23 protein-coding genes are annotated in these 22,665 nt (G+C 38.6%); 16 read left to right on the top strand and 7 right to left on the bottom strand.

Features of this window, described 5'->3' with window-relative positions:
- The first annotated feature begins 56 nt into the window (after window positions 1–56).
- Window positions 57–239 (top strand): Fur-regulated basic protein FbpA, encoded by a 183-nt coding sequence (locus V7077_RS24665; RefSeq protein ID WP_335506869.1) that lies wholly within the window; start codon window positions 57–59, stop codon window positions 237–239.
- Window positions 240–325: 86 nt separating this feature from the next.
- On the opposite strand, the gene V7077_RS24670 is transcribed toward V7077_RS24665, so the two are convergent.
- Window positions 326–871, bottom strand: coding sequence for a TetR/AcrR family transcriptional regulator (locus tag V7077_RS24670; protein WP_335506871.1), 546 nt, complete (start codon window positions 869–871; stop codon window positions 326–328).
- 238 nt (window positions 872–1,109) lie between these two features.
- On the opposite strand from V7077_RS24670, the gene V7077_RS24675 reads away from it, so the two are divergent.
- From V7077_RS24675 to arsC, 4 genes are all read left to right on the top strand, one after another.
- Window positions 1,110–4,193, top strand: coding sequence for an MMPL family transporter (locus V7077_RS24675; protein WP_335506873.1), 3,084 nt, complete (start codon window positions 1,110–1,112; stop codon window positions 4,191–4,193).
- A 355-nt stretch (window positions 4,194–4,548) separates the two neighbouring features.
- A complete protein-coding gene (locus V7077_RS24680) occupies window positions 4,549–4,896 on the top strand; it encodes an ArsR/SmtB family transcription factor (protein WP_335506875.1) in 348 nt (115 codons plus the stop codon).
- Window positions 4,897–4,921: 25 nt separating this feature from the next.
- Window positions 4,922–5,977: an ACR3 family arsenite efflux transporter gene (arsB, locus tag V7077_RS24685; RefSeq protein ID WP_335506877.1), complete on the top strand. Its 1,056-nt coding sequence runs from the start codon at window positions 4,922–4,924 to the stop codon at window positions 5,975–5,977.
- 26 nt (window positions 5,978–6,003) lie between these two features.
- Entirely contained in the window at window positions 6,004–6,426 is a 423-nt protein-coding gene (gene arsC / locus V7077_RS24690) for an arsenate reductase (thioredoxin) (protein ID WP_335506879.1), read from the top strand.
- A gap of 407 nt (window positions 6,427–6,833) precedes the next feature.
- Here the strand turns inward: arsC and V7077_RS24695 are convergent, their stop codons facing one another.
- The 3 genes from V7077_RS24695 to V7077_RS24705 form a co-directional block, all read right to left on the bottom strand.
- The gene (locus V7077_RS24695) at window positions 6,834–7,316 is read right to left on the bottom strand and encodes an ArsI/CadI family heavy metal resistance metalloenzyme (protein WP_335506881.1); all 483 of its coding nucleotides are present in this window, start codon (window positions 7,314–7,316) and stop codon (window positions 6,834–6,836) included.
- 68 nt (window positions 7,317–7,384) lie between these two features.
- Window positions 7,385–7,573, bottom strand: a complete 189-nt coding sequence (locus tag V7077_RS24700; RefSeq protein ID WP_335506883.1) for a hypothetical protein — start codon at window positions 7,571–7,573, stop codon at window positions 7,385–7,387.
- 185 nt (window positions 7,574–7,758) lie between these two features.
- Complete coding sequence (locus tag V7077_RS24705; protein WP_335506884.1) at window positions 7,759–8,205, bottom strand: MarR family winged helix-turn-helix transcriptional regulator; 447 nt, start codon at window positions 8,203–8,205, stop codon at window positions 7,759–7,761.
- A gap of 120 nt (window positions 8,206–8,325) precedes the next feature.
- Here V7077_RS24705 and V7077_RS24710 point away from each other — a divergent pair, with 120 nt between their 5' ends.
- Together V7077_RS24710 and V7077_RS24715 are read left to right on the top strand one after the other, a co-directional pair.
- Window positions 8,326–8,835 carry an arsinothricin resistance N-acetyltransferase ArsN1 family A gene (locus V7077_RS24710; protein ID WP_335506886.1) on the top strand — a complete coding sequence of 170 codons (510 nt, stop codon included), beginning with the start codon at window positions 8,326–8,328 and terminating at the stop codon, window positions 8,833–8,835.
- 78 nt (window positions 8,836–8,913) lie between these two features.
- Window positions 8,914–9,390 (top strand): DUF3237 domain-containing protein, encoded by a 477-nt coding sequence (locus V7077_RS24715; protein WP_335506888.1) that lies wholly within the window; start codon window positions 8,914–8,916, stop codon window positions 9,388–9,390.
- Window positions 9,391–9,510: 120 nt separating this feature from the next.
- Here the strand turns inward: V7077_RS24715 and V7077_RS24720 are convergent, their stop codons facing one another.
- The 3 genes from V7077_RS24720 to V7077_RS24730 are packed head-to-tail and all read right to left on the bottom strand — an operon-like array spanning window position 9,511 to window position 12,830.
- On the bottom strand, window positions 9,511–10,848 hold the full coding sequence (locus tag V7077_RS24720; RefSeq protein WP_335506889.1) for an MFS transporter: 1,338 nt from the start codon (window positions 10,846–10,848) through the stop codon (window positions 9,511–9,513).
- Window positions 10,849–10,897: 49 nt separating this feature from the next.
- Complete coding sequence (locus V7077_RS24725; RefSeq protein ID WP_335506891.1) at window positions 10,898–11,893, bottom strand: amidohydrolase family protein; 996 nt, start codon at window positions 11,891–11,893, stop codon at window positions 10,898–10,900.
- Between the two features lie 25 nt (window positions 11,894–11,918).
- Entirely contained in the window at window positions 11,919–12,830 is a 912-nt protein-coding gene (locus V7077_RS24730; protein ID WP_335506893.1) for a VOC family protein, read from the bottom strand.
- Window positions 12,831–13,039: 209 nt separating this feature from the next.
- On the opposite strand from V7077_RS24730, the gene V7077_RS24735 reads away from it, so the two are divergent.
- The 9 genes from V7077_RS24735 to V7077_RS24775 all read left to right on the top strand — a co-directional run bounded on the left by V7077_RS24735 (window position 13,040) and on the right by V7077_RS24775 (window position 22,654).
- A complete protein-coding gene (locus V7077_RS24735) occupies window positions 13,040–13,864 on the top strand; it encodes a LysR family transcriptional regulator (RefSeq protein WP_335506895.1) in 825 nt (274 codons plus the stop codon).
- A gap of 363 nt (window positions 13,865–14,227) precedes the next feature.
- A complete protein-coding gene (locus V7077_RS24740) occupies window positions 14,228–16,033 on the top strand; it encodes a tannase/feruloyl esterase family alpha/beta hydrolase (RefSeq protein WP_335506897.1) in 1,806 nt (601 codons plus the stop codon).
- A gap of 519 nt (window positions 16,034–16,552) precedes the next feature.
- Complete coding sequence (locus V7077_RS24745) at window positions 16,553–17,725, top strand: ABC transporter substrate-binding protein (protein ID WP_335506899.1); 1,173 nt, start codon at window positions 16,553–16,555, stop codon at window positions 17,723–17,725.
- 122 nt (window positions 17,726–17,847) lie between these two features.
- Window positions 17,848–18,474 carry a branched-chain amino acid ABC transporter permease gene (locus V7077_RS24750; RefSeq protein ID WP_335506901.1) on the top strand — a complete coding sequence of 209 codons (627 nt, stop codon included), beginning with the start codon at window positions 17,848–17,850 and terminating at the stop codon, window positions 18,472–18,474.
- Between the two features lie 35 nt (window positions 18,475–18,509).
- A complete protein-coding gene (locus V7077_RS24755) occupies window positions 18,510–18,719 on the top strand; it encodes an ABC transporter permease subunit (protein WP_335506903.1) in 210 nt (69 codons plus the stop codon).
- Window positions 18,720–18,734: 15 nt separating this feature from the next.
- A complete protein-coding gene (locus tag V7077_RS24760) occupies window positions 18,735–19,772 on the top strand; it encodes a branched-chain amino acid ABC transporter permease (RefSeq protein ID WP_335506905.1) in 1,038 nt (345 codons plus the stop codon).
- Between the two features lie 2 nt (window positions 19,773–19,774).
- A complete protein-coding gene (locus tag V7077_RS24765) occupies window positions 19,775–20,542 on the top strand; it encodes an ABC transporter ATP-binding protein (RefSeq protein WP_335506907.1) in 768 nt (255 codons plus the stop codon).
- On the top strand, window positions 20,542–21,270 hold the full coding sequence (locus tag V7077_RS24770) for an ABC transporter ATP-binding protein (RefSeq protein ID WP_335506909.1): 729 nt from the start codon (window positions 20,542–20,544) through the stop codon (window positions 21,268–21,270). Before V7077_RS24765 ends, V7077_RS24770 begins: the two co-directional genes overlap by 1 nt.
- Before the next feature lie 25 nt (window positions 21,271–21,295).
- Window positions 21,296–22,654 carry an MFS transporter gene (locus V7077_RS24775; RefSeq protein ID WP_335506911.1) on the top strand — a complete coding sequence of 453 codons (1,359 nt, stop codon included), beginning with the start codon at window positions 21,296–21,298 and terminating at the stop codon, window positions 22,652–22,654.
- The last annotated feature ends 11 nt before the right edge of the window (window positions 22,655–22,665 follow it).

The following is a 22,665-nucleotide window of genomic DNA, read 5'->3' on the forward strand; positions in this document are numbered from 1 at the left end:
AATATTAAGTGCGGGATTTAAAGAGGATTTTATGTAAAACCAAGGGAGTGTTTATGATGAGAAATAACGATGAAAAAAAGCGAAAAAAACTTATCAATAAACTAATATTTTTTAACGTTTATACCAAAGAAGATCAACAACTTAATAATCTGCCACTTTCGAAATTAGAATATGAGTATAGAAGATTTAAATTACAAAACCATCCACACGGTGAGTTTGGCTCCATAAAATGGGTTTAAAATAGGAAGCAATCCCAAATGGAATAGAAAAGGCCGTCGAGACCGATCTCGACGGCTTTTTGATTTTTATAATAATGTTTTAGTGATTAAGTCATATACATAGTTTCTAAAATGCGTATAACATCATCTGAAGGAAGTTTCATATCGTCATTTATCCATTTTCGTACGATTTCAATCGTTCCTCCCGTAATATAAGTGAAAAAATATTCTAATTGAGTCTCATTAGCATGGGGAAACCGCTTTTTTTGTTCCTCCATTGTTCTTTCATAGGCAGATTTCAAAATGGTATTCAGCACGTTTGAGCCATTTTTTTCATTAAAAATAATTTTACAAAGCTCTGTGTTTTCAAGGATCAATTTAAAAATATCACTCAATATATTATTGATGGATTCATCTCCAGAGATATTAATGGTACTCATCATTTTCTCTGCCATTTCTTCCTCGATACTTCTCATTAAATCAAACGGATCATTGTAATACGAATAAAAAGTTCCACGATTAATATCAGCTTCTTTGCAAATATCAGTAACGGTAATTTTATTTAGGTTTTTTTCTTGAAGCAGCTTTAAAAAAGCATCGATTATTACTTTTTTACTATACAATGTTCTTCGGTTTCCTTTTATACCAACCATGTATTGCTCCTCCTAATGATCAAGCAATTCTCATCATTTCTGGTTTCAATGTACAAAACACAAGAATTTGTCTATTTAATAACATGAGTGTTTAATTTTGCTTATTGTTACTTGTTATTAGATTTAATATACTTTGCTTACGCTATTAAATCAACATGGTGTTCGAATAATAACTAGTTGTCTTAGTGGAATGCAGGGGAAAATAAATTTTTATACAAATGATCAGGGAGGATATAAGGTGAGAAAGATAATAAGAGGCCGTTGGGCTATATTCATCATATGGTTAATCGCAACGATCGTGCTTACGGTAATTCAGCCAGACATCAATGCCATTTTGCGGCAAAAAGGGCAGCAAGGGGCCAATGATGAAAGCCCTTCAGTCATCGCTGATCATATTTTAAAAAATATCGATACAGCTAAAGGAAAAAACGACCTTATCATATTTTACGATAAAGATAAAATATCAAACGATGAAATGAACAAAATCGGTAGTGCGGTCAAGGCCATCAGCGACAGCAGCTCCGACCTTGGTATTACTAATATGATCGATCCCTTTAGTATGCCTGAGGCCAAAAGCTCTTTAGTTTCTAAAGATGGCACAACTCTTATGGTCAGCTTTAAGCTTGATAAGAAATCAAGAGAAGTAGATGATATCAAAAAAGAACTGGATAGCAAACTCAATAAAGTTCCTGTGGATTACTACCTAAGCGGAGAGGACTTTATTAATAATGATTATTTGAAAGCGTCCCAGGGTGGGGTAGAGAAAAGTGCTGCACTGACGGTTATTTTTATTTTAGTCGTATTAATCATCGCGTTTAGATCTGTTGTTACTCCTTTGATATCGTTATTGGCTGTAGCTTTTTCCTATCTGTGTTCGATGGGAATTGCGGCTCAGTTAATTGATAAAGCAGGATTTCCGATTACAAGTCTTACGCAAATGCTCCTAATCCTGATTCTGTTTGGGATTGGTACAGATTACAACATTCTTCTTTTTAATCGCTTTAGAGAGGAGCTTTCCCATGGCCACTCTATTGATGATGCGATTGTCAGTACCTATAAAACGGCAGGTAAAACGATTGCCTATAGTATACTTACGGTATTTATCGCTTTCCTTGCTCTCGTTTTTGCTGAATCGCCAATCTATAAATCCGGTGTGGTTGTGGTAATCGGGGTAACGATCCTATTATTGGAAATCTTGACTTTAACACCATTTATTATGAAAGTTTTAGGCCAAAAACTTTTCTGGCCTTCTAAGAATGTTGGTGGACATAAGGAAAACAAGTTTTGGGCTAAGACATCCACCTTTGCAACCAAACATCCTATATTACCCGTTCTTATTATTCTTTTGATTATAGGGCCGATGGTCTATTTTCATGAGGAAAAGCTGAACTTTGATACGATTGGAGAGCTTGGTAATAAGTATCCTTCTTCTAAAGGCTTTAATTTAGTTGCGGATCATTTTGGTAAAGGTCAGGCCATGCCTGCTACGGTTGTGATTGAAAATAGAAAAGCCCTTGATAATAATGAATCACTTGCCGTAGTAGATAACTTAACGGAAAGACTCAAGAATATGAAAGGGGTTAAGCTGGTTTCTTCGGTCACACAACCTCAAGGAAAGCAAATTGATAATTTTTACGTCGACAGTCAAATGGGGTCTGTTACGGATGGTATTACAAAAACGCAGAATGGTGTCGATCAAATCAATGATGGATTAAAGCTGGCGCAAGAAAAGCTTGGCTCAGCAGACTTTTCTAAGGTCAGCCAAATGGTCGATGGTACGGCAAAACTTCAAGATGGTATGACTGCTTTAACCAATGGATTAAAGCAAATCCAAGCAGGTATTGATGATGGAGAAAATCAATCCCAAACCATCAACAATGGTTTAGCGGCTATAGAAACCAATCTCACAAAGATGAGTAGTGGAGTGGCAGTATTAGCTGATAATTATGGTAAAATGCAGGCTGGTTATAAAGAAATGGGAACTCACTACCAAGGTGCAGCTCAGGCGCTTCTTGGTGTAAAAAGTGCACTCTCGCAAATGCAGTTAATGGTGGCTGCTTTAGGAAATAGTTATTCAGATTCAGCGAGTGATGCGAATTACCAAGCTTTAAAGCAAACGATCAATCAGTTATCATCGTCTTTAAGTCAAATTACACCTGAAGGAATACAAGCCTTAAATCAAAATTATAATACCGTAACGGCTGGTTTTGGTACCGCCAATAAAAATCTTGCCACCATGGGCAGCGGCTTGTCGCAAATGGCGGATGGTTTGAAAAAACTTGAAAGCGGTCTTGGAAAAGCATCCACTGGAATAGGCACCATTGTTACGAATATGAACAATGTTTCTGCTGGGCTTGGTCAAATGAAATCAGGACAGGAGCAGCTTGTAGCCGGTCTCAATGGTTTCAGTACCTTTGGACAAAAGTTATCAGATGTAAACAATGGTTTAAAACAGATTTCTGACGGATTAGGACAGACAAATGGGTTCTTAACGCAGTTTAAATCCAATAAAACCTTCTTTATTCCGAAAGAAGCGTTGACGGACAATAACTTTAAAAAATCATTAGATGCGTTCATGTCCGATGATAGAAAAATAACAAAAATGTCTATTGTTTTGAAAGCTGATCCTTATTCCAAGGAAGCGTTAAGTACCATCAGTAAAATAAATTCTACCATTTCTAATGGACTTAAGGGCACAGGCCTTTCAAACGCTAAGTTTGGTGTATCGGGACCTAGTGCTACAACAAACGATATGAATAATATTCTGAGCAGGGATTTGAATAAAACAACAGCTATCGTCATTATCGGAGTATTACTCGTGCTGTTCTTTGTGATTAGATCTTTCTGGATACCGGTTTTCATAACTGGCTCTCTTGTTGGAGCATACTATTCAGCTATGTTCGTGATCAATTATATTTTCATAGATTTACTTGGCTATGAAGGGATTTCTTCTTTTGTTCCATTTTTCTCATTCATTATTATTGTTGCATTAGGAGTGGACTACAGTATATTCCTTATGATGCGCTTTAAAGAATATCCAGAATTATCTCCAAAAGAGGCCATTGTGCTGGCTTCAAGGCAGACTGGCGGGGTCATCATATCTGCAGTTATCATTCTTGGGGGTACCTTTGCGACACTAATGCCTTCTGGAATACTGCTTTTGTTTGAGTTGGCAATAGCTGTTATTACAGGCCTAGTAGTACTTTGCTTTATCCTGCTTCCTGTCTTTTTGCCGGCAATGATCGCACTTCCAGATGCACTTAGAAGTTTATTTTCTACAAAAAAGGTGAATGACGTAAGTTTAGAGGAAAAAGTGATTTAAATAAGGGCTAATCGGCAAAAGATTTTTGAACTGCACAGCCAATTGTTAGAGAGTACTAACAGTTGGAGGTGCAGTTTTTTATGTTATCTTTAATACCAAAGAAAGAATGGCCTATGCGTAACACTCAAACATCTTATCTAATATCAGGATAATTGTTTTTTTATATTTACAGTAACTTTACAATACTAAGCTTGAATCCATATACATATAAGCATATAATTATATCTGAATTTAAATGCCATGTTTAAATCAATTTTGCATGTATAGCTGTTATTGATCTACCTAATATAGCAAAACATTGTAATACATATAAGTAAATTACCATTTACTTATACTTGAAGGGGAGGTGTTTTTTATGGCGAAATCAATCGTTGACTTAGAGCGTTCCGCAAACATTTTAAAATTATTGGGGGATAAAACAAGATTAACCATTGTTGCGATTTTGAAACAACGTGAATGCTGTGTTTGTGAATTACTTGAAGTGTTCGAAATGAGCCAGCCATCCATTAGTCAGCATCTTCGAAAATTAAAAGATGCCGGAATGGTTAGGGAAGAACGAAGAGGCCAGTGGATTTACTATTCCCTAAATCAACAAAGCGAGTTATATGGGTTACTCCAGGATATTTTGGAACATGTGCCTGTACAAACAGAGAAAATTAAAATGATTGAAAAAAGCAATCCCACTCTTCGATGTGGATGTTAGTTTTATTAAATTTAGGAGTGAGAAAATGAGTAAGACAGAAAAGAAACGTTTATCGTTCTTAGATCGATACCTAACGCTTTGGATTTTTCTTGCTATGGCAATCGGAATTGGTTTAGGATTTGTCTTTCCGGGATTTGTCGATAGTATGAACCGTTTGCAGGTGGGAACAACATCGATTCCACTTGCGATTGGCTTAATTTTAATGATGTATCCTCCATTGGCGAAAGTTCGGTATGAGGAAATAGGGCAAGTATTTAAAAATGTAAAAGTTTTAGCATTATCTCTTGTACAAAACTGGATTATTGGACCCATTCTTATGTTTTTATTAGCTATTATTTTTCTTCCTGATAAACCGGAGTATATGGTTGGTCTCATTATGATTGGATTAGCGCGTTGTATTGCGATGGTCATTGTTTGGAATGATCTTGCAAAGGGAGACACGGAATATGCAGCAGGTTTAGTGGCATTTAATTCTATTTTCCAAATGCTATTCTTCTCTGTTTATGCGTATGTGTTTGTAACCATCATCCCTAAATGGATAGGAATCCAAGGGGCAGTGGTAAATATTACGATGATCGAAGTGGCGAAATCGGTTTTCATCTATCTTGGAATTCCATTTATAGCGGGTATGGTTACTCGGTTTACGTTGGTAAGGGCTAAAGGCAGACAATGGTATGAAAAAGTGTTTATACCTAAAATCAGTCCTCTTACATTAATTGCTTTATTATTTACAATCATACTCATGTTCTCTTTAAAAGGGGACGCCATTGTAAGTTTGCCGTTAGACGTAGTTCGTATCGCCATTCCATTATTAATTTACTTTGTGATCATGTTCTTTGTTTCCTTTTTTATGGGAAGGAAGATTGGAGCGAACTATCCTGTAACTACCACTCTTGCTTTTACAGCTGGAAGTAATAACTTTGAACTAGCCATTGCTGTAGCTGTTGGAGTATTTGGAATCCATTCTGGTGCAGCTTTTGCAGCAGTTATAGGACCACTCGTAGAAGTGCCAGTGATGATTGCCTTAGTAAACGTGGCTTTATGGTTCAAAGGAAAATATTTTAACGAACATGCAGCTTAAAACTAATCTTAAAGGTGGAAATTAACATGGATAACAAAAAAATAATTTACTTCTTATGTACAGGGAACTCTTGCCGCAGCCAAATGGCAGAAGGCTGGGCGAAAAAGCATTTAAATGATGAGTGGGAAGTGAAAAGTGCTGGACTTGAAGCTCATGGATTAAATCCTAATGCCGTAAAAGCCATGAAAGAAGTAGAAATCGATATCTCTAACCAAACATCTGATGTGATCGACCCTGAAATTTTAAACCATGCTGATTTGGTTGTTACGCTTTGCGGACATGCAGCAGAACACTGCCCAGTTACACCTCCGCATGTAAAACGTGTGCACTGGGGATTTGATGACCCTGCTAAAGCAGAAGGAACCGAAGAAGAAAAGTGGGCATTCTTTCAACGTGTTCGTGATGAAATCGGCAATCGTATTAAGCGATTTGCTGAAATAGGTGAGTAAGGGGGAGGAAATGCACATGAAAATTACTGACGAAGCTCGCGAAGAATTTAATAAAATGTTCAAAGAAGAAAATGCAACGAACATTCGTATTTTTTTTGATGGCTTTGGCTGAGGCCAGCCGAGGATTGGACTGGCTCTGGATGAGCCGGAAGCAGACGATATCATCGTCACTTTAAATGAAATTAAAGTAGCAATTGACCCAATTATTGAACCGAACACGGAAGACCTTATCCTTGATCGCAGTGGAAATGGACATGGGATTTCTATGATCGGTAATACGGGGAGATGCTGTTAGAAAAGACCTTTACTGGTCTTTTTTTAATAATCTATTAGCTATGGTCCTATAGATATTACAAAAAAAAGGGTCTCTTTCTAGAATTAGACCCTTCGTAGGTTATTAAAGTATTTCAAGAACAACAGATAGTTGTATTTTTGTCTTGAGTAGTTGTTGAGCAACACTGAACTTCTTTAACTTTAGATTCAGACGTGCAACAAGAAGACTCCTTTTCACTGTTAACATCAATATCTGATTTTGTATAGAAAAACTCCCACTCGTTTCCATCAGGGTCAAGAATCCAAAATTTATCTTGGAGGGCATAACAGCACGTGGTGTTTATTTCTTCGTTTTGTGTCTGAATACCGTTTGCTTCGAGTCTATTCTTGTGCGTACTAACCTCATCTGTGCTTTCAACCTGAATCCCAAAATGTCCTACTTGATTTCCAGTTACTTCATCTCGAAGATTAAGGGTAAAGTTTAATCCTGGTGTTTGAAGAAGAAACTTTGCATAATCAGGCTTTATTTTAACTGGTTCAACTTCAAAAACGTTCCTGTAGAACTCGATGGATTTTTCTAGGTTAGTAACATTAAGACCAACATGTGCGTATTTCATTTCGATTTCCTCCTAATAATTTGATTTGATTAAAAATTAATTATATGAATCGAATTTATTTCAACGGTTTAATAGGCGCAACAGCAACAATTTGGCTGTACTCTTGATGACTTTCGACCTTCATTCCATTTCTTAACGGCTTTTACAAGAAAAGTTTCATTTTGGAAATCTGCAAATTTCCAAGCATTTCTGGCTGTCATTTCCGCTTCCTCCTGACGTAATTTCATGATTTGATATACTTCATACTCGTTAAACATGATAAATTCCCTCCTATTAATCAAGAACTATAAGATTAAAACAATAACAAGTAAGCTTGAAAAGCTGGAAAAGTGGGACGATAAATGGTTCAATATTAAAATTTATTGACTACAAAATAATCCTACTGTTACTTTACTTGTAATTTACAAGTAATTATTTTTATTAAAAGAGCAAGTTTTCTTGCTCAAATTAATGGTTTACAGCAAACAGTAGATTTTGACATTGCTTCATTAAGTAAGGTGACGGATTTAATAACCATTTCCCGTTCAAATTCGCTCATATATGAAAAAACTTCATTTAAATATTGATGCATTTCCGCATCAATTTTAGCAGCAACATAGTTTCCTTGTGTAGTTAAAGTAAGTAAGGAAACACGTCTATCATCAGGAAGAGGCGTTTTTTTAACCAGCTCCATCTTTACTAGAGTTTGAATTTGGCGACTAAAAGTGGTTATATCGATCCCCAGGGTATCAGCAACCTGTTGCATCGAAGGTTTATCATTTCGTAGAATTTCATAAAGGATATGACTCTGTACAAGGGATATTTCAGTTTCACCTATCTGACAACAGTTTTTATTTAAAAGACCAAATCTCCTAGTCATAACTTGAAACAATTCTCTAACATTTTCCATTATTTTCACCTCTGATTTATTTATATTATAATTATTTGCAAATTGCAACTAATATTCCTTTTAAAATGGAAAATTTTTTATATAATGGTTATATGCCAATAAAAACTAGGAGGTAAAGAATTGAAAAATGATGATGAGTTTAGAACGAGGCTTGTTTCAATAAATGACCTAGAATCGATTTTACACATTTATAATCAAGGGATTGAGGATAGGATTGCAACGTTGGAGGAAGACCAAAAAGATATTGGATACATGACAGAATGGTTTAACATCCATAACGGACGTTTTGCGGTCATTGTAATCGAAACTAATGGTGAAATAGTTGGATGGACTTCATTAAATCCATATTCCAATCGCTGCGCCTATGTTGGGGTTGCCGATTTATCCATTTATATTAGAAGGGATTATAGAGGAAGAGGAGTTGGATCCCTTTTGCTAAAAGAAATCGAGTCTACTGCCATACGAAATCAATTTAATAAAATTGTATTATTTACATTCCCTTTCAATAACTTGGGGCAGGGTCTTTACAGAAAAAATGGATACAGGGAAGTAGGAGTTTTTAAAAACCAAGGGAAATTAGATGGATGCTATGTTGATGTAATGATTATGGAAAAGATCCTTATTCCTTAATTAAATATGTTTTTTAAACATACAAACTACGGATCTATATCTCGAGATATAAATATTGCATAAATGGAGTGAAATTCGATGAAAGATTTTGGTTTTAAAGAGGTAGGATTAGAAGAAGTTTTTAGCATTAATATTGTTGTAGATAAACCTATTGTTGTAGGTGAAGATGAAATCGTTGGCAGACGACAATTAATTCCGATTTTATCTGGTGAAGTAAACGGGAACGGCTTTAAAGGAACGGTTTTGCCAGGTGGGGTGGATAGCCAAATTATTCGTCCCGATGGTAAGTGTGAACTTTCAGCTAGATATGCCATTCAATTAGAGGATGGAACTGCGATGTATATTGAAAACAATGGAATGCGTACAGTACCAGAAGAGTATGTAGAAGATGTAAAGGCTGGTAAGTTTGTTGACCCTAATGTCTATTATTTCCGGACTACTCCTACTTTTGAAACATATCGTGACAAATATAAATGGATGATGAACTGCATTTTTGTGTGTTATGCTACTAGATTGCCAGAGAATGTACTATTAAAGTTCTTTAGGGTTACCTGATAAATTTTACGATAAAAATGGTTTGAAAAACTAGAAGGTTCACCAAATCGGTGAACCTTCCAAGCCTCTTTCAGTAGTTCATAGAATTTTTTGATAGAATAAATTATTGGTACCTCCGGTTTAAGTAAATTGTTCAGTTTGATCTTCATGGAGGGTTAGCGTGCTTAATTTATTATTGGTCAGATAAATAACAAACGCGGCAATTGCCCCAGGGATTGCAAAGGCAATGAAATTAAATTGTATGGATGTGCCTGAAGAGAGTAATATCCCTCCAACCGTCGGACCAACAATGGCACCAATCCGTCCAATTCCAAGTGCCCAGCCTAATCCGGTAGAGCGCATCGAAATGGGATAGTATTGTGAAACATAGGAGTTAGCTATATTTTGTGTTCCAATCGTCGCAGCACCCGCAAGCGCTACCAATAGATACAATAAGAACATATTATGCGAATAACCCAAGCACATAATGGTTAGTGCGGCAAGACTATAGAACAAAATGAGGATTCGTTTTGCGCCCCATGTATCTGCTAACCATCCCATAACAAAAGCACCAATGGTAGCTCCAATATTTAATGCAAGCAGGAAGCTTAAACTTGAACCAAGAGGAAATCCAGCTGTCGTCATTAATTTTGGAAGCCATGTGTTTAAACCATATACCATGAGAAGGGACATAAAGAAGGCAATCCAAAATAGAATGGTAGATATCCCTCTGCTTTCCTTAAATAAGGTAAAGACAGGGAAGGAAGATTTAGTAGAACTATTGATCGTTAGTTGTTCACGATCATCCGGGCTGTAAAGTGGATTTAATTTTCCAAGAATCTCCTTTGTTTTTGTGATTTTATTTCTAGCCAGATGTGACCCGATTGTATCAGGTAAGTAACGTATCATAAAGGGAATAAATAATAGTGGCAGGCCGGCGAAGAAAAAAACAGATTGCCAGCCAAAGTTAGGTACTAAGACAATGCTAAGGGTAGCTGCAATCATTCCCCCGATTGAATATCCAGCCATCATAATCGACACCATTCGGCTGCGAAGAGCTTTAGGTGAATATTCACTTATAAGTGCAATGACATTTGGCATTACGCCGCCAAGCCCCAAACCAGTTATAAACCGACAAAGCCCGAAGGCTCCTGGACTGGTAGTTAAAGCTGTGAGGATCATAAATACGCTAAATATGCACACGCAGATCAGGATGACTTTTTTTCTGCCTAATTTATCAGCAATAGTCCCAAAAATCATCGCGCCAAACATCATTCCGAATAAAGCATAACTACCAAGAACGCCCGCCTCAATAGGTGAAATATTCCAATTTTTCATCAGGACCGGTACAACAGCCCCATATACGGTTAGGTCAAAGCCATCAAAAATCATTAAAAATGAACACCATAAGAGTATCATTAAATGATACTTATTAAACTTTGCCTGATCGATTAACTGCTGTGTATTCGTAATCTTCATAATTTCCCCCCTATATATTTCTTCCTGCAAGACTCCTTACACGATCGCTCTAACTTCCTAAAAAGCGTAAAGCGTTTCCGCCTAACATCGCCATTTTTATTTCTGGACTCACATCTTCAAGTTCTAAAATTGCTCTGCCAGGAGGGGTTTCTCGGATGATAAAAGGGTCATCTGAGCCCATTAATAGATTTTCATATCCAATCAAATCGATTAGATACTTGGTATTGACCTTGTCATAAACCAAAACATCATAATAAAATTTATTGGCATAAAAACTAGGCGGATTTTCTGTTTTTCTTAATGCAGACCATGAGTTCCAGCCAGTATCCACTCGTGGGAGAATATAAGGGAAGGCACCACCTCCATGCGCCAAGCAGATTTTAATCGTTGGAAACTTTTCAAAAATTCCGGACCAAACCAATCTAGTTGCCGTGAGTGCTAATTCCATTGGCATTCCTACCGTAATACTAAGGTTATCGTTAAGTGTGCGTTCATTTCCTATCATTTCATAGGGATGAATAAATAGTGGAACATTCCATTGTGATGCTTTCTCAAAGAAGGGTAAAAAACAAGGGTCATCTAATCCTTTTCCATTCACATTTGAGCCTATTTCAAGGCCGCTTAACTTAAGCTGATGGACACACCGCTCCATTTCAAGGATGGCAGCGTCAACATCTTGAAGTGGAACGGTTCCCAGCCCTAAAAAGTGGTTGGGATGCTCTCTGACCACATCTGCAATAAAGTTATTCTGCCATTTGGAAAATTCAACTGCTCCTTGTATAGGTGCCCAATAACATAGAGTGACTGGAATAGGGGAGAGGACCTGTATATTGATTCCTTCTGCCTGCATTTTTTCGATTCGCTTAGACGGGTCCCAAGTGTCTTTTGATATTTTTCTAAAAACTTTTCCTTGAAGCATAATATTGGCTGTATCTTCATCCAATCTCTTGATCGATGGCCATCGATCACCTTCAAATGATTTCGCAAAATCTGGGATCTCTAAAGGGATAATATGAGTATGAAAGTCAATTCGCTTTACGGTCATTGTTTAGCTCTCCAATTCCGGAATTTTAACCAATTTTACCGATTGAGCCAAACCTTGGATCTGGAGTTCCCCCCCACATATCTAATGTTTCAAGCGTCGGTTGCAGAATCCTTGGCTGGCGTGGATCTTCTTCAGGAAACTCTTCCATACCTTGGCTGTATTCCAATGTTAATCCATCAGGATCTAAGTAATATAAAAATAGACTGCCAGATGGTGCGTGCCGGCCTGGACCAAATACAATTGGAACATTATTTTCTACTAACCGTTTTTGACTAATTCCTAAGTCATCGATTGCCTCGATTTGGAAGGAGATATGATTAAGCTTTCGCTCTTTTCCACGATTAATCGCGAACGAATGATGCAATGGATTCGGAAAGGCCCTCAACCATGCCCAGCCAATTTGGTCGCCGGATACGTCCGATATTTTGAAGTTTAATGTTTCTGTTAAAAACTTGTATAGGTCATCAAAGTCTTGATCTTCTACCTCAAGGACAGCATGGCCTAACTGAGTAATATTCACTGGTTTAGAGTTGATTGGTTTGGAGGTAAAAGGTACTTCAAATTGCTCAATATCAGAATATAATTCAAATGTGACCACGGATGTAGGCTCGGTAAAGCGAATCGTACGACTTTGATGGAGTGATTTTACTTCTGCATCATCCACTTCCAGCCAGTTTACTCCCGCTTTAGTAATCCGATCAATGGCAATGTCGAGCTGATTTTCATCTTCCACTTCGAAGGCAACTCGTTTTAATCCAGGATGTTGAGAAGGATAAAGAACTAGATTATGATGATCATGGCTGCATCTAAAAAAAGCTATTTTATTTGGGACTAATTCTACCAGTTCAAGACCAACAATATCTCGGTAAAATTGGGCTGATTTGTTCACATCTGTAACGTTTAATGCTACATATCCTAATTTTTTATAACGAGTCATACAAAACTCTCCTTTTTCATAAATGTAATTTTTAAAAAATTTACCTGAAATTTGACCTCCTTATTTATTTGGATAAAACGCTTACATCCTGAAATGGGATGTGACATAAGCCTTGTAAATATAATGTAAATGAAATTGAATAGTGTAAACAATTCTAATTTTCTGTATAATTAATTCCAACCGGGAATAAATCGGGAAGGAAGGTTCTCTTGAACATAGAACAATTAAAATATGTGATGGCCATTGTCAAACATCAACATCTTACAAATGCCTCCTATGAAGTTTCGATCTCACAGTCTTCTTTATCCAAATATCTTATTAAGTTGGAAAAAGAACTAGGCGGGGTACAATTATTCGACCGTACGACTAGAACGGTTAAACTCACTGCCGCTGGTCAGGAGTTTGCTAAATATGCCAATCGTATTTTGAATGAATATGATAATATGTTGAATGAAATGAGAGCGTTTACATCTGGCGAAAGGGGAGTACTTTCGGTAGGAACCATACCTGTATATAGCAGCAGGGGACTGATTAGTCTTTTTGCATCTTTTCAGAAGAAGTATCCAGCAATACAATTAGATATTACGGAAAAGATGAGCAGTGAACTGATTGGCCTCCTAAAAAAAGCGGAGTTAGATCTGGCCTTTATTGCCCTGCCTGAAAACTTTGAAAAGATAGAGGCGTTCTCGGCCTACCCCATGATAAAGGATGAAGTGGTATTAATTACTCAAATGGGGCACCCTTTTACCAATCGTGAATCTATAAGTCTATCAGAGGTTAAGAATGAACCGTTTATCCTGATGAATCAAGCAAGTACACTTTTTCAAATTTGTATGGATGCCTGCAAAAAAGCTGGATTTACACTAGATATTACTCATGAAAGCAGTCAAATAGATATTATTGTGGGGCTTGTTGCGGAAGGATTAGGGGTCTCATTAATAACATCTAAGGAAGCTGAATATTTTTCAAAGGCTAATATCACCATTAATCAGGCTGGAGGAATCAATCAACCATACCACCGCACTTGTTGTTAGTAATCGAATGAATAAGTCAAACGCTATGAAAGCATTTCTAAACCATGCCCAGGAATGGGAAGGAAGGACTTCGGAAGCCGCTGATCTAAAAAGTAATAAAAGGAAAGGAAATATTTCATAAATAAAGTAAGAAGAAAGCAGAATAAATAGAAAAAAGCTAACAAGGTTTGGACGATTTGTCCAGTTGTTAGCTTTTTTACATTCCAAATTCCACATTTTTTATGAAATTACCACCGTCTTTTAGCACATCATGTACGTATTCTTTTAAAAATCCATCACCTATAATTAAATTACAGATTCAGATCATCTATCATCTTTGTAAACAAGATTTCATTCGAAATAAAAGAAGAAAGGAGAATAGGTGTGAAAAAAAAGAAAAGTTTTACGATTTTACTAACGGTAGTTCTAATTATGATGTCCCTTTTTCCTTCCTTTGTTATGGCGGAAAGTGGAAGCGCTTTTAAAGTGGCTAATCTTTCACCACAAAAAATTGTAAAGGATACAAAAACAGAGCTGGGATCATCCGGGCCAATTCCTCAGCTATCTCCTGCTCAGCCAGGCACACTGGAGAAGTGCGAGGCACTGTTATCTTTTGACTTTAAGAATACCACGATCACGAAGGCAGAGCTCGTTCCTGAAGGAACACTGTCTAATGGAGGTCAGCCAGTTGGCAAACATTGCCTTATCCAGGGCAAAATGAATGAGCGCGTTAGCCCTGTAGATGGGCAGACCTATGCCATCGGTTTTGAGATGCGTCTTCCTATCGACTGGGCAGGCCGATTCCTCTACCAAGCTAATGGCGGCTTAGATGGCGTTGTCGTTTCTGCTCTTGGCAGCATCACAGGTGGCCAGCTTGAGAACGGTTTGCAGATGGGATTTGCTGTTATGAGCTCAGACGCTGGCCATAATGGAACGCAGAATCCCCTGTTCGGGCTCGATCCGCAGGCCCGTCTGGACTACGGCTATCAGGCAGTTGGAACGCTGACTCCAATGGCGAAGAGTTTGATTAAGGCGGCATACGGACGTGGGCCCGACCGCTCCTACTTTGCCGGGGGATCCAACGGAGGCCGGCACACCATGGTTGCTGCTTCCCGATATGCAGATCAGTACGACGGATTCCTAGCAGTCTCGCCAGGATTCAACCTGCCAAAGGCTGCGGTAGCCCAGCTGTGGGGAGCTCAGCAATGGGCCAAAGTAGCGACCACCACATATAACCTTGAGACGGCGCTGCCTCCGGCTGAGCGACAAGTGCTTGCGCAAGCAATCCTAGCCCGTTGTGATAGCCTGGACCGATTGGTTGACGGCATGGTGCAAGACAGCAATCGTTGCCAGAAGGTTTTCGACGTTCAACGGGACGTCCCTACTTGCGATACGGTACGAGATGGAACCTGCTTGACAGAGGAGCAAAAGCTTGTTGTGCAGGATGTATTCGCAGGAGCTAAGACAAGTTCGGGAAAAGAGCTCTACTCTTCCTTCCCATTTGATCCAGGGGTTGTTCAGAGCGGTTGGGCCAGCTGGAAATTTAGTAGCTCCGTCGGGCCGCGCGATCCCGTGGCTGTCGGCTTCATTCTCTCAACGCCTCCGGAGAATGCTAGTATGCTGAAGGACACCCTGGGCTATGCCCTGAACTTTAATGTGGATACTCAGGTGGGGTTAATTTACAATTCCAACGAACTGTACACCGAAAGTGCCATGGAGTTCATGACACCTCCAAACCCGACTAATTTAGATACGATGCGCAATTCAGGAGACAAGATGATTGTGGTGCACGGCGCATCGGATGGGGTTTTCTCACCTGCTGACACAGCACGCTGGTACGAGGATCTCGACGCGAATTACCAGAACAAGGCCGAGGAATTCGTCCGTTATTTCGAGGTCCCTGGCATGGGACATGTCCGTGGCGGTCCCGCCACCGATCAGTTTGACGGTCTTGGTGCGCTAATCAAGTGGGTTGAGTACGGCTCAGCGCCAGACAAAATGATCGCCACGGCGCGCGGTAAGGGTAATCCGGGCGGTGTTAATCCGGATGTACCATCCACCTGGGCACCTGACCGTTCCCGTCCTCTTTGCCCATACCCGCTTGTGGCCCGCTATACAAAGGGCGACCCGGAAGTGGCCTCAAGCTTCCAGTGCAAGCCAAGTTCAGGGGGCTCGGCACTTAACCAATAGCCAGCTACAAAAAGAGGGGCGTGCTCTATAGGAAACAGGGCGTGCCCCTCTGTTACTTATGTAAGAGTATATAAGACTATTAATCTTTCAAATTAATCATAGCTAAAGGAGCAATCCTTGCGTTCTTAGAATAGTCTGATCAAATTGGAATAAGAGTTTCCACAATTTTAATGAAAATCATCCTGTTTTTTAGTACATCGTGTACGTATTTTTTTATTTTCCCTTCACCTATAATGAAAATACAAATATTCAGAACATTCATAAATATAAGCTTGAGCTTGTAGACAGGAGCTAGTTGGTTGATGACAGTTTTTGAAAGCGGATCCTGTTTATTTAATCATATTAATAGTTTCATTGCTTCGTGGTGAAAGCGATTACATCTATAGAAGTTAGGTTCCCTGTTCAAGTCTATTTTACTAGAGTATATGGAGGTGTAAGGGGAAAATAAGAATCTTTAGAAAGGGTGTCATTTCCTTAAGGGATTAGTGTGAGATCTTTCATTAGAAAAGGGGATTGATTATGAAAAAGATAATTAAAAAGTTAAGTACTTTAAGTTTCATTCTGGGACTAGTGTTTGCATTGGCCGCCTGTAATACGCACAGCTCTGGCGGCAGTGGTGGTGACGCTGAAAAAGCAGACGGAAAGGTCATTAAGATCGGTGCCATTTTTGCTGAAACTGGTCCCGCTTCCACTCTAGGAAAAACCCAAGCAAATTATGTGAAGCTCCTTCAAAAACAATTAGATGAAGCAGGTCCGATTAATGGAAAGAAAATTGAAATTGTATTGCAAGATTATGAAACAGATGACACTAAAGCCGTAGTGGCGGCTGATAAATTAATTTCAGAGGGAGTAGTCGCAGTCGTAGGCGCCACGCAAGCTAGTACTACCATGGCGATTTTACCAAAGATCTCCGGAGCAGGCATTCCATTAATGACGGTTGCTCCGGTCAATCCAGACACAAAAAATATCTATCAAATGGCACCAAGTAACTCAACTAGCGCCAAACTAATTATTAAATTCTTAAAAGAAAATAATATTTCGAAGGTTGCATGGATTAATGCCAGAGATGGTTTTGGTGTTGATGGACTTCCACCATTCGAAAAGGCTGCAAAAGAGAATAAGATTGAGATTGTTGCCCACGAAGAGTTTGATGCTACGGCTACAGACATGACCGTTCAATTAACCAATATTCGCAAAAAGAATCCTGAAGCTGTAATCGTTTGGTCAAGAACTCCAGGTGCTGGAATCGCTGCCCGGAACTTTAAAACTCTCGGATTCGATATTCCAATGATTCAATCATCTGCATCTGCGAATCAAGGTTTCTTAGACCAAGTGAAGGATAACAATAAAAACCTCTTTGTAATCGGAAGCAAATTAAGTGTTGTTGATCAGTTGGCTGATAGTGAGCAAAAGGCGCGTTTAAATAAGTTCCGTGAAGAATACCGGGCGATGTTTAATAGTGACCCTGATAACTTTACTGCCCATGCAGCTGATGGTTTCCATCTAATCATTGAAGCAATCAAAGCCGGGAATACGACACCTGAAAAGATTCATAATTATCTAAAAAAAGATGTGAGTAAATATCCAGGCCTTACAGGTACCTTCGAGCTGCAGTCAGATTATGTAGGCCCTTATGAAGATGGCTTTGCCGTTCTCAGTATTGAAAATAACAAATGGAAGTATCGTGATTAAAATTTAAATTGAGAATATAAAAGGTCAAATAAATCCTAAGACAGTGAATAGTTTCAAAGACTAGATGAACCAATGGCAGAATCTTAGGTTTCTGCCATTGGCATGAAGAAAGGAGCGCGTCCATGGATTTACTCATGCAGTATATTGTAACGGGGTTAACTGTTGGAAGTATCTATGCATTACTGTCAATTGGATTTGTCACCATCTATAACATTACTGGAATATTAAATTTCGCTCAGGGCGAGTTTGCCATGATTGGAGCAATGACCTGCATTACTTTAGTCAATGCAGGGGTACCTATGTTTGCGGCGATCATTCTAGCCATTTTGATTACGGCAGTGATCGGATTCATTGTAGAGAGAACGGCTATTCTTCATGCACGAAATACGTCCGTTATTGTTTTAATCATTATTACAATCGGATTATCGACGTTCCTAAAAGGAATGGGTCTCATTGTTTGGGGGACAAATCCAAAACAGCTATCTCCAATCATAAAAGCGGATCCTATTCAATTTATGGGGGCGGTTATTAATCCACAGAGTATAGTTATTTTTATTATTTTATTTGTCCTGCTAGGCGTATTATACGTATTTTTTGAAAAAACTTATATCGGTTCTGCCTTAAGGGCAAGTGAAAAGAATCCACGCGCTGCAAAGTTGATGGGTATTAATACGAGTACGATGTCTGCTTTGGCATTTACTCTGGCGGCAGCTTTAGGTGCCATAGCCGGGATCCTGATTACCCTATAACCGATGCAACCTATGAAATGGGGTTTCTTATTGGAGTGAAGGGATTTGTAGGTATGGTTATTGGCGGCATGCATAGCATTCCGGGAGCCGTAGCGGGTGCTTTAATTGTTGGTTTATTGGAAACCTTTTCGGGCGCCTATATTTCCACCTTTTATAGTGATGCGATTATGTTTACCGTATTAATCCTAGTCTTATTTTTAAAACCCAATGGGATATTCGCAAGAGCTTCAGGTGAAAGAGTTTAATAGGGAGGAATTCAGTTGTCGAAATTAGAAAAAGTCTTATATGGGAGTAGATTAAAGCCTCTCCTATTTTTAAGTGCACTTGTTCTGATCTTGCCTTTAGTGGTGACATCTCAATATATTTTCACCATCTTAATCTTAATCGGAATTTATTCAATTGTGTCCATAGGCTTAAGCCTTTTGATCGGATATGCAGGACAGATATCGCTCGGGCATGCGGCTTTCTTTGGAATTGGTGCCTATACATCCGGAATATTGACGACACACTTTCAAATTTCTCCCTGGCTTGCCATTGTTATTGGAATGGCTGCTACTTTTTTCATTGCCTACGTTATTGGAATTCCCATTTTAAAGTTAAAAGGACATTTTCTTGCCCTAGCTACTCTTGGAATTAATATTATATTTTATATTCTACTATTAGGTTTGAACGAATGGACGGGGGGCGCAGCGGGTTTAGTTGGAATTCCAATCCTAACAATATTTGGGATTTCACTAATAGATAAAGTGTTTTTTTACTTCTTTGTGTGGGCCATTGCTTTACTCGTGCTGCTCTTATCTTTAAATATTGTTCGCTCGCATGTAGGAAGAGTGCTAAGGAGTATCCATGATAGTGAAATTGCCACAGAGACACTTGGAGTCCAGGTTTCTAAGTATAAAGTCACTATATTTGCCTTAAGTGCTGCCTTTGCTTCGCTGGCTGGAAGTATTTATGCCCATTATATTACGTTTGTCGCACCACCTACTTTTTATATAACCAAATCAATTCTCTTTTTGATCATGGTTATGGTAGGAGGAGCAAGTTCCGTAGGGGGTGCACTGTTAGGTACTGCTATTATTATGTTTTTAAATGAGATCATCCGTTTTGTGGGACATACCTACTTTGGAATAAGTGGTGAGGTAGAAATCGTTGTTTATGGCTTAATCATTATTTTAATCATGATGTATTTACCAAAAGGACTGATTTCGGTTATTTCCCAGCCTTTTCAAAAACTCAAACACAAAAAACAGCTACCTGCAAAAACACCAAAAGATATGATTTCTCAAAAAGGAGTATAACCATGTCTAAACTACTTGAAGTAAAGGAATTAACGAAACAATTTGGCGGAGTTACGGCTGTTTCAGATGTGAGTTTTGGGTTGGGAGAAGGAGAAATTGTAACTGTGATCGGACCAAATGGAGCAGGTAAAACTACTTTATTTAATATGATTTCTTGTTTTCTGTCTCCAACAAGCGGAGAGGTATATTACAAAGGAAAAAAGCTGACGGGGCAAAAGATTCCGCAGCTAGCCGCCTTAGGAATGGCTAGGACCTTTCAAAATCTGCAGATATTTCACAACATGACGGTTCTTGAAAATGTAATGATGGGGGCACATGTTAAATTGAAAACCAATGTGCTAAATGCAGCGTTTAGGCTCCCAAGGATAAAGAAGGATGAAAAATTAGCTTATGAATTGGCGGTAGAAGTAATTAAGTTGGTAGGATTAGAGGAGTTAATGTTTGAAAAGGCAGGGCAATTATCCTACGGCATTCAAAAGCAGCTGGAATTTGCAAGAGCAATCGTTTATGGACCGGATTTGATTATGCTCGACGAACCGATGGCAGGATTAAACGATTCCGAAACCAATCGAATGGGTGGGTTTATTCAAGCGTTAAAAAGGAAAGGAAGTTCCTTTTTGTTTGTTGAACATAAGATGACCACTGTTATGGAACTGGCGGACCGAATTGTTGTCCTTGACTTTGGAAAGAAGATTGCCGAAGGAACGCCTGAAGAAATACAGCGAAATCCAAAGGTTATTGCGGCGTATCTAGGGGAGGAGGTTGGATAATGTTATCAGTGCAAGGTTTATGTACCCATATTGGAAAAATACAAATCCTCCATGATATCAACTTTCAAGTTAACAAAGGTGAAATTGTTTCGATTATTGGCGCAAACGGAGCGGGTAAGAGTACGTTATTAAATACACTGGCTGGAATCTATCGGCCAACTGCCGGTACCGTCACACTTGAGGGTGAAACGATAAGCGGTTTTCAGGCCTTTAAAGTGGTCAAAAAAGGATTAAGCCTCGTACCTGAAGGGAGGCAAATCTTTTCTAATCTTACGGTTAAGGAAAATCTAATGCTGGGAATGTTCTCGAAATATTATAAAGAGAAAAAGCTAGTTAGTGAAAACTTAACCAAAATACTTGATATGTTTCCTGGTTTAAAAAAGCATTTAAACAATCTTGGCGGGAATTTAAGCGGCGGTGAGCAGCAAATGTTAGCAATCGGCAGAGGGTTAATGTCCAATCCTAAAATTATCCTGCTTGATGAACCGAGTATGGGACTAGCTCCCAAAATCGTCAACGAAATATTAAATACATTACTGATTATAAAAGAAGAACTTGGAACGATGGTGATTTTAGTAGAGCAGAATGTCAAAGCTGCACTAAAAGTTTCAGATAAGGCTTATGTACTAGATCAAGGTAGAATCATATTAAATGGAACAAGTGATGAAATAAGTGCTGACCCACAGGTAATGTCTGCTTATTTAGGTATTAAGACAGTTGGAGCATAAGGAAGAAAACATGGAGGTTATGACAATGAAAGCAAATTCTATTAATCCTAACAACGTAATCGATAATAGTAGATTTCATTCCTATCATTTAGGGCTTATTTTTTGGATGTTCCTTGTCATCATGTTTGATGGATATGATGTAGTTATTTACGGTGCTGCTGTTCCTTCCCTTATAAAAGAATGGGGTATATCAGATGTCACGGCTGGAGCAATTGGAAGTTATACCGTAATTGGTACCGCGATTGGTGCAATTATGTTCGGAATGGCCGCCGATAAATTAGGGCGTAAGAATATTATTCTATTAACGACATTATTATTTAGCTTGTTTACTTTACTTTCTGGCTTTGCCAGTAACCCTGTTACATTTACTGTTTTTCGTGTCATTGCAGGTATTGGTTTGGGAGGAGTTATGCCGAATGTTATTGCCTTAACGACCGAATATGCTCCTAAACGTATACGTTCTGCAATAGTCTCGTTTGTATTCTGCGGCTATTCCGTTGGTGCGATTGTAGCTGCTTTAACGAGCCGGTCACTTCTTCCAACGGCAGGTTGGGAACCTGTTTTTTGGCTGGCAGGAGTTCCGTTATTGTTTCTTCCATTTTTGCTGAGAAATATCCCAGAATCTATTGGTATTCTAGTAAATAAAGGGAAAGTAGAGAAGGTAAAGAAAATCCTTTATAAGATAGATTCTAGCTTGGATTTGAAAGCAGCGATTCAAGTTGAAAAACAGCAGGCTAAAACACCTGGTTCGCCTGTTATCAAGTTATTTGAAGAAAAACGAGCATTGAGTACGTTGATGTTTTGGATTTCCTGTTTTAGCGCCTTTGTCCTTATTTATTCTATGAATACCTGGTTACCGCGGCTGATGATGCGGTCAGGCTATGATCTTAGCTCAAGTCTCACCTTTACAGCTGTTATGCAATTAGGTGCGATAGCCGGTACTTTAATTTTTGGCCGGTTAGTCGACAAATGGGGTTTTAAAAAAGTTCTTGTTCCATTATTTTTCTGTGGAGCGATTGCTCTATCATTAATAGGATTTACAAAAAGTACAATGCTTGCTTTTTTCTACATTTCCGTCATTGGGGCTTCCTCTGTAGGAGTGCAGAATATGTCAAATGCCTTCGTTTCTCAGTATTATCCTTTCAGCATGCGATCAACGGCGATAGGTAGTACAATGGCTTTTGGCAGAATGGGAGGAATCGTAGCACCTATATTTGTTGGAGTATTACTTTCAATGAACTTAATGCCTCAGTTTAACTTTGCAGCGATTGCTTCGGCTGCTGTTCTTGGTGGTTTTGCCATGTTGTTTGTTCAAGAAAAGCATGGAGATTATCATAAAGAAAGAAAAGCTTCTGATGATAAGAATTTGAAAATGGCAAAATAATGACTAAAAAT

The sequence above is a fragment of the Neobacillus vireti genome (assembly GCF_036962465.1).
In the GTDB taxonomy this organism is placed as follows: Bacteria; Bacillota; Bacilli; order Bacillales; family Cytobacillaceae; genus Neobacillus; species Neobacillus vireti_B.

Excerpts from the sequence above, each read along its gene's own strand:
- V7077_RS24665 (WP_335506869.1), top strand. The coding sequence starts at position 57 with ATGAGAAATAACGATGAAAAAAAGCGAAAAAAACTTATCAATAAACTA.
- V7077_RS24670 (WP_335506871.1), bottom strand. The coding sequence starts at position 871 with ATGGTTGGTATAAAAGGAAACCGAAGAACATTGTATAGTAAAAAAGTA.
- V7077_RS24680 (WP_335506875.1), top strand. The coding sequence starts at position 4,549 with ATGGCGAAATCAATCGTTGACTTAGAGCGTTCCGCAAACATTTTAAAA.
- arsB (WP_335506877.1), top strand. The coding sequence starts at position 4,922 with ATGAGTAAGACAGAAAAGAAACGTTTATCGTTCTTAGATCGATACCTA.
- arsC (WP_335506879.1), top strand. The coding sequence starts at position 6,004 with ATGGATAACAAAAAAATAATTTACTTCTTATGTACAGGGAACTCTTGC.
- V7077_RS24695 (WP_335506881.1), bottom strand. The coding sequence starts at position 7,316 with ATGAAATACGCACATGTTGGTCTTAATGTTACTAACCTAGAAAAATCC.
- V7077_RS24700 (WP_335506883.1), bottom strand. The coding sequence starts at position 7,573 with ATGTTTAACGAGTATGAAGTATATCAAATCATGAAATTACGTCAGGAG.
- V7077_RS24705 (WP_335506884.1), bottom strand. The coding sequence starts at position 8,205 with ATGGAAAATGTTAGAGAATTGTTTCAAGTTATGACTAGGAGATTTGGT.
- V7077_RS24715 (WP_335506888.1), top strand. The coding sequence starts at position 8,914 with ATGAAAGATTTTGGTTTTAAAGAGGTAGGATTAGAAGAAGTTTTTAGC.
- V7077_RS24720 (WP_335506889.1), bottom strand. The coding sequence starts at position 10,848 with ATGAAGATTACGAATACACAGCAGTTAATCGATCAGGCAAAGTTTAAT.
- V7077_RS24725 (WP_335506891.1), bottom strand. The coding sequence starts at position 11,893 with ATGACCGTAAAGCGAATTGACTTTCATACTCATATTATCCCTTTAGAG.
- V7077_RS24730 (WP_335506893.1), bottom strand. The coding sequence starts at position 12,830 with ATGACTCGTTATAAAAAATTAGGATATGTAGCATTAAACGTTACAGAT.
- V7077_RS24745 (WP_335506899.1), top strand. The coding sequence starts at position 16,553 with ATGAAAAAGATAATTAAAAAGTTAAGTACTTTAAGTTTCATTCTGGGA.
- V7077_RS24750 (WP_335506901.1), top strand. The coding sequence starts at position 17,848 with ATGGATTTACTCATGCAGTATATTGTAACGGGGTTAACTGTTGGAAGT.
- V7077_RS24765 (WP_335506907.1), top strand. The coding sequence starts at position 19,775 with ATGTCTAAACTACTTGAAGTAAAGGAATTAACGAAACAATTTGGCGGA.
- V7077_RS24770 (WP_335506909.1), top strand. The coding sequence starts at position 20,542 with ATGTTATCAGTGCAAGGTTTATGTACCCATATTGGAAAAATACAAATC.
- V7077_RS24775 (WP_335506911.1), top strand. The coding sequence starts at position 21,296 with ATGAAAGCAAATTCTATTAATCCTAACAACGTAATCGATAATAGTAGA.